The following is an 8,339-nucleotide window of genomic DNA, read 5'->3' as shown; positions in this document are numbered from 1 at the left end:
ACCAGCTTGCAAATGATTGTCCTTTCCTTCATTTCTCTCCTATTACGAAGATTTTAAACAGGTTCTTACACTAAAACAAACGTTTTTAATTAAGTTGCATAGAACCAGTGTCTGGGCGCTGGGATGACACCCCACTGGTGTTCCAAACTACAACGTTCGTACAGTTGTGGATTCCAGACTGGGATGACACCCTACTGATGGGCCCAAATCACAATGTTCGTACAGTTGTGGGTCAGGCTATAGGATGACAGAAGTTGACTTTATTAGCTATAGGTGGTATGACACTTAGTCAATTAAATAAGCAGATGATCTTAGCTACAAAAGTATTTTTTACCTCATTTGTTTTTGGATTTATTCTTTTTCCCTATTTTATAAAGCTTCTAAAAAAAATAAGTAAAGATGGGCAGCCAATTAGATCATGTGGACCAGAAAGTCATTTAATAACAAAAAAGAATGTACCACCTATGGGCGGAATAATAATACTGATTTCTTCTTTATTACCAATTTTACTCTGGGCTCAGTTAACACCAGAAATTTTGCTGCTGATATTGATAACTCTATTTTTTGCTCTACTTGGATTTATTGATGACTATTTAAAGTTAAAGGCAAATCACCATCGAGGTTTAAGTGCAAAAGCCAAAATACTTATTCAGTTTATTGTAGCTCTGGTTAGTATGTCTATACTTAAGCTAAACTCTGCTGAAGGTTTTACAAAAATGTTCCTATTTAAAGGAGTAATAATCGATTTTGGCTATCTATATGTCCCATTCGCTACATTTGTAATTGTCGGCTCTTCTAATGCTGTGAATCTCACAGATGGTTTGGATGGCCTTGCTGCAACTCAAGTCATCACTTCCTTTGCTTTTTTGGGGCTAATTGCATACATAACTCAAGCAGATATGAATATTACTTTATTCTGCATTGCATTTATAGGAGCTATTCTAAGTTTCTTGTGGTTTAACATACATCCAGCAAAAATATTTATGGGTGATGTTGGTAGCTTATCGATAGGCGCAGCTTTAGGGTTAACTAGTGTCCTAATTAAAAGAGAAATGCTTTTTGCCGTTATTGGAATAATCTTTGTAATAGAGACTCTATCTGTGATTATTCAGATATCATATTTTAAATATACAAAGTTTAAATATGGAGAAGGAAAAAGAGTTTTTCTTATGGCACCAATACATCATCACTTTGAGAAGAAGGGATGGTCAGAAAATGCAATCGTTATGAAATTTTGGATAATTTCTATTATCTGTTCAGTTTTTACTATAACTTTCTTATTATAAAAACCTATGAAATACCCAGACTTTACATTAGAAAATAAATTATCAGGAGTGATAGCAGGAGTGGATGAAGTTGGAAGAGGTCCGCTAGCTGGTCCAGTAATATCCGCAGCCGTAGTGTTTATTGATAGAAATACAATTATCGATGGAATCAACGACTCGAAAAAGTTGACTCCTCAATGTAGGCAAGTCCTATATGAAAAAATAACATCCGTTGCAAAATTTGGTATAGGAATGGCAAGCGTAGAAGAAATAAATTCATACAATATCTTGCAAGCAACAAAACTTTCAATGAAACGTGCGTTGATAGACTTGGACCTAGAATTAGATTATGTGCTAGTTGATGGTAATCAACCACCTGAAGTGAAATGGCAAGTGAAATCCATAGTAAATGGTGATAATTTGAGTACATCAATTGCAGCAGCTTCAATCGTTGCAAAAGTTACGAGAGATCGGCTTATGCAAGAATTGCACAATAAGCATCCTGAATATAATTGGTATAAAAATAAAGGATATGGAACAAAAGAGCACCTTAACGCTATTGGCCTTTATGGAATTACAGAACATCATAGAAAAAATTTTGCACCCATATCTCGGGCATTATAGCCTTTAATCACTCACCCTTTTTTGAAAGGTATGTTTTCATTAAATAGGCAAACTGTACTCGATCCATTCCTTAAGGTAAACACTGAACTCACCCTTTCGATTATCAGGTAGTCGTCAACTGTACGGAAGTTTACTAAAGACTCATACCCTGCAGAATCAACCATAAAAACTGCCGGGAAATCAGAGTTTATTTTATTGAATTGTAGATATGTAAATTTTCCATCATCAAAAACCTTGATTGGTATTATTGACTGACTGCCTTTAACGTGCGAGATGGAATAATTAAAATTTAAGCCTTTCTTTACAACTTCAATATCGTTTATATCAGGAATAATGGTATGACTAGCTTGTTCGAAGATATCACCGTTATTTGTTGTGTAAATCTCATCACTGCTAAATAGTGGATAAAGAAACCTTACTTCATATGCTAATTTTGGATCATCTAGTCCAGTTGCTTCTTCAGCATGAAGTTCAAAGTAATAAACTCTTTTATTGGTAATTATAGTTGCATTAGTATCGGCAATATCATCTATAGGCTTAATAAACAATCTATTACCTTGAGGAAGGAGTTGCCAACCAGTTGAATCACCCATTGAAAGGTTTTGTATTACCTCCCCTGGTTCAAACAATATACTGGACTGATAACCATAAAAACCCGTATACTTATGTATAGCTTGTGGGTTATAATTTATCACCTTTATGTGATTATCTCCAGCTATTGAACGTGGCTCCTGTTTTGCAAGTGCATCGCTACCACAGAGGAACAATAGTACGGCAAACAGTAAACCAGTCATAATATCAAAATGAATTAATTTTCATTTTATCATTAATAGACATGCACTGCAACTGTTAAGGCACTTTCTATACTATAAACCCCAAAGCAAGCGGTAGAAAAGGCAAGAAATAAGGCAAACTCCCTAAATACTTTAGAACTACAGGAGGCTTTACCTGGACGGATATACTTGGAATCCTGCCATTTTCACTTTGTAAACATACCAAGAATTCTGTCCACTATTCCACCCATATTTGCTTCAGCTTGAGTATACTCTATTTTACCACCATGCAAGATTAGTTTAATATCTGATCCAGGTGATATATTAACAAATTTACTGCCAACAACTCCACTGCTAGTGATCAGAGCTGAACTATCAATTGGCAATTTTATGTCTTTGCTTATACACATATCGATTCGTGCTACGTAGGTAGCTTTGTCAAGTGATACACCAGTTATGCTTCCAACATCTACACCAGAGATCTTGACACTATCACCAACTCCTATACCGTTAGCGTTAGCAAAAAGACCATATATTTTATAGCAATCCTTATAGTTTTTCTTTATGTAAGATAGCTTATCAATAGCAAAGAAAATCAGAAAAATAGTAAAAATTAATACAAATAATCCAGCGGTTATTTCAAGTATATTTGACCTTCGCATCTTTAGTTATCAGGACTCCAGCTTTTATAGTAATTTTTCACTTTTTGGTTTGGATAGTATGCATCTTTTGTACCCGTTAAATTAGGAGTATGTTTTACTTTTCTTTTTTTATTATTAACTGGTACTACATTATCAGTATAGTGAAGCCATATATGCCATTCCGGAGGCACTGTTGTAGGCTCAGAAACACTGCTATACATAACCCACCTTTTTCCTTTACTTGATTCATAGTAAGAATTTCCATTTTCATCTCTTCCTACAAATTTATCTTCTCTTCGTAATAGGCGTTTTATTGCATTACAAATTTTAGATAACATAAGGGTATTAAAACAAAAAGTATTATATATACTAATACTTTAACGATATATTAACAACAATTTAATGCAATTACCAATCTTACAAGTTATTATCCCAATAATTGCATCAATGTTTTGCTTTCTTGCCAAGAAACACAAGGTATCTTGGTTTATTTCTTTTATTGCAGCAACAATCACTCTTATCATTTCATCAATACTACTCATTAAAACATATAAAGGTGAAATTATAACTTATCACCTTGGAAATTGGGCTCCTCCGTATGGAATAGAGTTAAGAATCGACGTGTTAAATTCCTTAATTCTAACCCTAGTGAATTTTATAGCGCTGATTAGTGTGCTTTATAGCTTTTATATTAACGAAAAAGAGATGAGCAAAAACAAAATCACTGGTTTTTACTCTCTATTTCTACTGTGCTTAAGCGGACTGTTCGGGATTCTAGTAACAAACGACATATTTAACCTTTACGTTTTCTTGGAAATTTCATCTCTTTCTTCTTATGTATTAGTTTCAATGGGAAGGGATAAAAAAGCCTTGGTTGCGGCATTTGAATATCTAATTAGTGGCACTATAGGGGCAACGTTTTACTTGTTTGGCATCGGGCTCTTGTATTCAATGACTGGAACACTCAATATGTCTGACATGGCTGAAAGAATAGTTCCATTATACGATAACAACATCATAAAACTTGGCACATTGTTCATTTTTGTTGGTCTCTCAATTAAAATGGCACTGTTTCCATTAAGCAGGTGGCTGGTTAATGCATATAGTGAAGCGCCAAGTTTCATCAGCATATTCTTTTCAGGCACAGTAACTAAAGTGATGATATATGTTTTCATCAGAATCTTTTATACCATTTTCCAACAAAATTTTTTCTTGTTTAAGCCGCTGTTGGACAATGTGATAATTATCCTCGCACTTTGCGCTGTTATATTTGGGTCAATATCTGCAATAACTGCAAAAGATATAAGAAGGCTGCTTGCTAATTCTAGTGTCAGCCAAATTGGTTATATAATTTTAGCACTGAGTTTTAACTCAAAAACAGGTGTATTTGCAGCAATTCTTCACATAGTAAACCACAGCATAATAAAAACATCTTTATTCATGGCTGCAGGATGTATTTCTTACAAATTTGATACAACAAAAATAGAGAATTTATCGGGACTCAAGAAATCAATGCCTTATACAGCACTTGCATTCACTCTACTCAGTTTAGCATTAATCGGTGTGCCTTTAACAAATGGCTTTGTAAGCAAGTGGTATATAATGAAAGCAATTATCGAATCTCATGCGTGGATTTCCCTTGTAACATTTGCTGCTGGCTCTTTCCTTGCATTGATATATATGTGGAAGATGGTAGAGAAAATGTATTTTGAAAATGATGCAACGTCACGCACTGGAATGACACCGGACAAAATTAATGATGTGCCATTTCCTATGCTTTTCTGTCTATTGTTTATGGCAGTTTTAACAGTAGTAACTGGAATATATAGCACTCCAATTCGGTTAGTAGTTGAGAAGTTGGTTTTTTGATTTTTATCTTTGTTTCATATTTTACTATACTTTAAGGTTATAAGGTCTTTGTTGTGGGTAGACTGAAGAAGATTCATTGGTTGTTAGTCATTAACGTGATAGCGCTGTTTTGCGTTGGCATTGTTGTTCAATACTCTTCTGCTGGAGGAAAGTGGGTGCCATTTGCGATTCACCAACTGGTCATATTCTCCTTCTTTTTCCTACTTGCTATAGCTATGTCATTCATAGAGCTAAATTTTTATTTGAAGCACGCCTACTTTTTTTATGTAGCAGCAGTGATTTCGCTATTAGTAGTGAATTTTTTTGGCTCACACATAATGGGTGCAACAAGGTGGATAAGAATTGGATCAATTAGTTTGCAACCATCAGAATTTTCAAAAGTAGGCTTAATACTTGCGCTTGCTCGCTATTTTGATAAGCAGAGTGTATATAAAATGATGGAATTTAAAAGATTGCTTAAGGCACTTATAATTATTTTCTTACCCGTGTTCTTGGTGTTAAAGCAACCTAATTTAGGCACAGCTGTGATAATGTTATTTATAGGGATATCAATTATATTCACAGCAATAATAAAAAGATCTCATTCGGTAATATGTGGAACGCTTGGCATTTTTGCAGTACCGGCTATTTGGCCTTTTTTACGTCCTTATCACAAGCAAAGGATATTGTCGTTTTTGGATTCATCAGTGGATCCACTTGGAATAGGTTATAATGCGCAGCAATCTCAGATAGCTATTGGTTCAGGAGGTTTGCTTGGTAAGGGCTTTGTTAACGGAAGTCAAACTCAACTTGGATTTTTGCCGGAGAAACGTACAGATTTTGCTTTTGCAGTGCTGAGTGAGGAATGGGGATTTTTAGGTAGCATGGCTTTAATTTTGCTTTATACCTCATTACTTGGCATAATTTTCTCTATCGTTTATGGGTCGAAAAATTATTTTTCTAAGTCGGTATCTATCGGCATTTTCGCCTTTTTTAGTGCTCATTTCTTTATAAACATCGGAATGACAATGGGCCTCTTACCTGTGATAGGCGACCCATTGCCATTTCTGTCCTATGGAGGAAGTACAACTGCTGCAAGCTTAATATGCATAGGATTATTGCTGGCAATAAAAGCAGATGAACAACAAAATGCTTGTATTTTACCTATGCTAAAGTAAAATTAAATTTTACTTAATAGTTTTTATGCTAGATGAAATGCGTGAGGAATGTGGGGTATTTGGCATAAGTTGCAACCAAAGTGCTGCTTTTAACTCTATACTCGCTCTCCACGCTTTGCAGCATAGAGGTCAAGAGTCTTTTGGCGTAGTAACCAGTAACAACAATAAGCTGCACTCTTATCACTTTCAAGGTCAAGTGAGCAGCGTATTTGATGATATAGATGAAATAAAGAAATCCTTACCTGGAGGTTGTGCAATAGGTCATGTTCGATACTCAACAAGTGGTAATAAATTTGGAGTGCAGCCCATGTTTAGCAAAAGTGGCAAATTTGGGGATTTCGCCATAGCACATAATGGTAATTTAATTAATATTTCTCCGATACGCGAACAATTGATTAAACAAGAGTGCGTTTTTCAGTCAGATATTGATACAGAAGTAGTAGTGCATCTGACAGCAAGCGGTGAAAAAGATAGCTTTTTAGAGAGTTTTATATATGCATTAAAGCAAATACAAGGTGCTTATTCTTTTGTTGCAATCAATCAAGAAGTAGTTATTGGAGTACGTGATTCATCTGGAATCAGGCCTCTTGTTTTAGGAAAGTTAAACGGTTCTTACGTTCTTGCATCTGAAACTTGTGCTCTTGATATAATAAATGCAGAGTTTGTTAGAGAAATAGAACCAGGCGAATTAGTTACCATCAGTTCGGGTAGTAAGCTAGCCTCAATGTTTCCTTTCCCACAGCAAAAATCAAGTTTTTGTATTTTTGAATACGTTTATTTTTCAAGACCAGACAGCATAATGGAGAATAGGTCTATATACGATACAAGAAAAGAAATAGGAAGAATACTTGCAGAAGAGAGCCCACCAAAAAACAATGTAGATATGGTTGTACCAATACCTGATTCTGGAATACCTGCAGCTATTGGATATGCAAAGCATTCAGGATTACCTATGGAACTGGGAATAATTCGTAATCATTACATAGGAAGAACTTTTATACAACCAACCGCTGAAGTACGTAAAGTTAGAATAAAATTAAAATTCAATGCTAATAAGCACACTTTGAAAGGTAAAAACATAATTTTAATAGATGATAGTATAGTGCGTGGTAGTACGTTAACAAATATAATAGTTATGCTAAAGGATGCAGGAGTAAAAGAGATTCACCTCAAAATTTCAAGCCCACCAATTAAGCATTCTTGTTTTTATGGAATAGATACGCCAGAGTGCAAAGATTTAATTGCTGCAAATAAATCTGTAAAGGAAATTAAGGAAATTATAGGAGTAGATAGCCTAGCCTTCTTGAGTATTGATGGACTATATCAGGCTGTTAAAGGAGAGGTGCGTAACAATGCTATACCACAATATTGTGATGCTTGTTTCACTGGTGATTATCCGATTGGCAAATAGTCTACGCAAGGTCTTAAGTTTAGAAAATCTTAAACCGCCAAAATTTCTCTTGGCCTTTACTAATTCCGATTCTCGGAGTGCAAATATAATCTGGTTTGAGGTGGGATTCATAAACACAAAATTCGTGGCTTATAGTAAGGTCCTGTTTGTTATGTTCTTTTGTAATATTTAATCTTTTGCACAATATTCCTGGTCCACCTAAATTTGCTTCAAGTGGTTCAATAAGCTTTAATCCCCGTATTAACACTGCTGCTGGGAACCCTTCTGCTTCTGTTACAATGTTTAAACAGTAGTACATTCCATATATAAAATATACGTACGAAAACCCCGGCACACCAAACATTACTGAGGTTCGATTAGTATAGCCTCTTGCCGCATGACAAGCTGGGTCATTCATTCCTATATAGGCTTCAACTTCGGTTATTATTCCACTAAAGTTAGAAAATTTGAGGACTTTTCCCAATAACTCTCCAGCTACAATTAAAGTTGACCGCTCATAGAAATTTCTTGGTAGTATTATGTTGCTCATTATAAGAACCTGTTAAGGATCTCGAAAATATGAGGTAAAATAAGCATAGTTAAGAAAGAGGTATATCTAT

The 8,339-nt window shown here is 35.0% G+C and carries 9 protein-coding genes; 5 read left to right on the top strand and 4 right to left on the bottom strand.

The genetic code is table 11. From position 1 onward, the window contains the following. Positions 1-305: 305 nt before the first annotated feature. The gene (mraY, locus tag OZD61_RS02640; protein ID WP_038250829.1) at positions 306-1,286 is read left to right on the top strand and encodes a phospho-N-acetylmuramoyl-pentapeptide-transferase; all 981 of its coding nucleotides are present in this window, start codon (positions 306-308) and stop codon (positions 1,284-1,286) included. Positions 1,287-1,292: 6 nt separating this feature from the next. Next, the gene (locus OZD61_RS02635) at positions 1,293-1,889 is read left to right on the top strand and encodes a ribonuclease HII (protein ID WP_010082329.1); all 597 of its coding nucleotides are present in this window, start codon (positions 1,293-1,295) and stop codon (positions 1,887-1,889) included. 11 nt (positions 1,890-1,900) lie between these two features. Here OZD61_RS02635 and virB9 read toward each other — a convergent pair whose 3' ends face one another. The 3 genes from virB9 to OZD61_RS02620 all read right to left on the bottom strand — a co-directional run bounded on the left by virB9 (position 1,901) and on the right by OZD61_RS02620 (position 3,641). Then, positions 1,901-2,683 carry a P-type conjugative transfer protein VirB9 gene (gene virB9 / locus OZD61_RS02630; protein WP_182321139.1) on the bottom strand — a complete coding sequence of 261 codons (783 nt, stop codon included), beginning with the start codon at positions 2,681-2,683 and terminating at the stop codon, positions 1,901-1,903. Positions 2,684-2,868: 185 nt separating this feature from the next. Beyond that, positions 2,869-3,324 (bottom strand): outer membrane lipid asymmetry maintenance protein MlaD, encoded by a 456-nt coding sequence (gene mlaD, locus OZD61_RS02625; protein ID WP_274979747.1) that lies wholly within the window; start codon positions 3,322-3,324, stop codon positions 2,869-2,871. A gap of 2 nt (positions 3,325-3,326) precedes the next feature. Next, positions 3,327-3,641, bottom strand: coding sequence for an NADH-ubiquinone oxidoreductase subunit NDUFA12 family protein (locus OZD61_RS02620; protein ID WP_007548590.1), 315 nt, complete (start codon positions 3,639-3,641; stop codon positions 3,327-3,329). Positions 3,642-3,705: 64 nt separating this feature from the next. Here OZD61_RS02620 and OZD61_RS02615 point away from each other — a divergent pair, with 64 nt between their 5' ends. The 3 genes from OZD61_RS02615 to purF are packed head-to-tail and all read left to right on the top strand — an operon-like array spanning position 3,706 to position 7,740. Next, the gene (locus OZD61_RS02615; protein ID WP_274979746.1) at positions 3,706-5,172 is read left to right on the top strand and encodes a proton-conducting transporter transmembrane domain-containing protein; all 1,467 of its coding nucleotides are present in this window, start codon (positions 3,706-3,708) and stop codon (positions 5,170-5,172) included. Positions 5,173-5,225: 53 nt separating this feature from the next. Continuing rightward, positions 5,226-6,329, top strand: a complete 1,104-nt coding sequence (gene rodA, locus OZD61_RS02610) for a rod shape-determining protein RodA (RefSeq protein ID WP_274979745.1) — start codon at positions 5,226-5,228, stop codon at positions 6,327-6,329. 25 nt (positions 6,330-6,354) lie between these two features. Continuing rightward, positions 6,355-7,740: an amidophosphoribosyltransferase gene (gene purF, locus OZD61_RS02605; protein WP_274979744.1), complete on the top strand. Its 1,386-nt coding sequence runs from the start codon at positions 6,355-6,357 to the stop codon at positions 7,738-7,740. Positions 7,741-7,759: 19 nt separating this feature from the next. On the opposite strand, the gene OZD61_RS02600 is transcribed toward purF, so the two are convergent. Then, complete coding sequence (locus tag OZD61_RS02600) at positions 7,760-8,269, bottom strand: DNA-3-methyladenine glycosylase (RefSeq protein ID WP_264705328.1); 510 nt, start codon at positions 8,267-8,269, stop codon at positions 7,760-7,762. Positions 8,270-8,339 lie beyond the last annotated feature (70 nt).

This window comes from Wolbachia endosymbiont of Drosophila bocki, assembly GCF_028982005.1.
In the GTDB taxonomy this organism is placed as follows: domain Bacteria; phylum Pseudomonadota; class Alphaproteobacteria; order Rickettsiales; family Anaplasmataceae; genus Wolbachia; species Wolbachia pipientis.
The sequence above is the reverse complement of the archived record's forward strand: the minus strand, read 5'-3'. Positions and strand labels throughout refer to the sequence as shown.

Bases quoted from the DNA above. Each gene is read 5' to 3' on its own strand.
- mraY (WP_038250829.1), top strand. From the start codon at position 306: ATGATCTTAGCTACAAAAGTATTTTTTACCTCATTTGTTTTTGGATTT.
- OZD61_RS02635 (WP_010082329.1), top strand. From the start codon at position 1,293: ATGAAATACCCAGACTTTACATTAGAAAATAAATTATCAGGAGTGATA.
- virB9 (WP_182321139.1), bottom strand. From the start codon at position 2,683: ATGACTGGTTTACTGTTTGCCGTACTATTGTTCCTCTGTGGTAGCGAT.
- mlaD (WP_274979747.1), bottom strand. From the start codon at position 3,324: ATGCGAAGGTCAAATATACTTGAAATAACCGCTGGATTATTTGTATTA.
- OZD61_RS02620 (WP_007548590.1), bottom strand. From the start codon at position 3,641: ATGTTATCTAAAATTTGTAATGCAATAAAACGCCTATTACGAAGAGAA.
- OZD61_RS02615 (WP_274979746.1), top strand. From the start codon at position 3,706: ATGCAATTACCAATCTTACAAGTTATTATCCCAATAATTGCATCAATG.
- purF (WP_274979744.1), top strand. From the start codon at position 6,355: ATGCTAGATGAAATGCGTGAGGAATGTGGGGTATTTGGCATAAGTTGC.
- OZD61_RS02600 (WP_264705328.1), bottom strand. From the start codon at position 8,269: ATGAGCAACATAATACTACCAAGAAATTTCTATGAGCGGTCAACTTTA.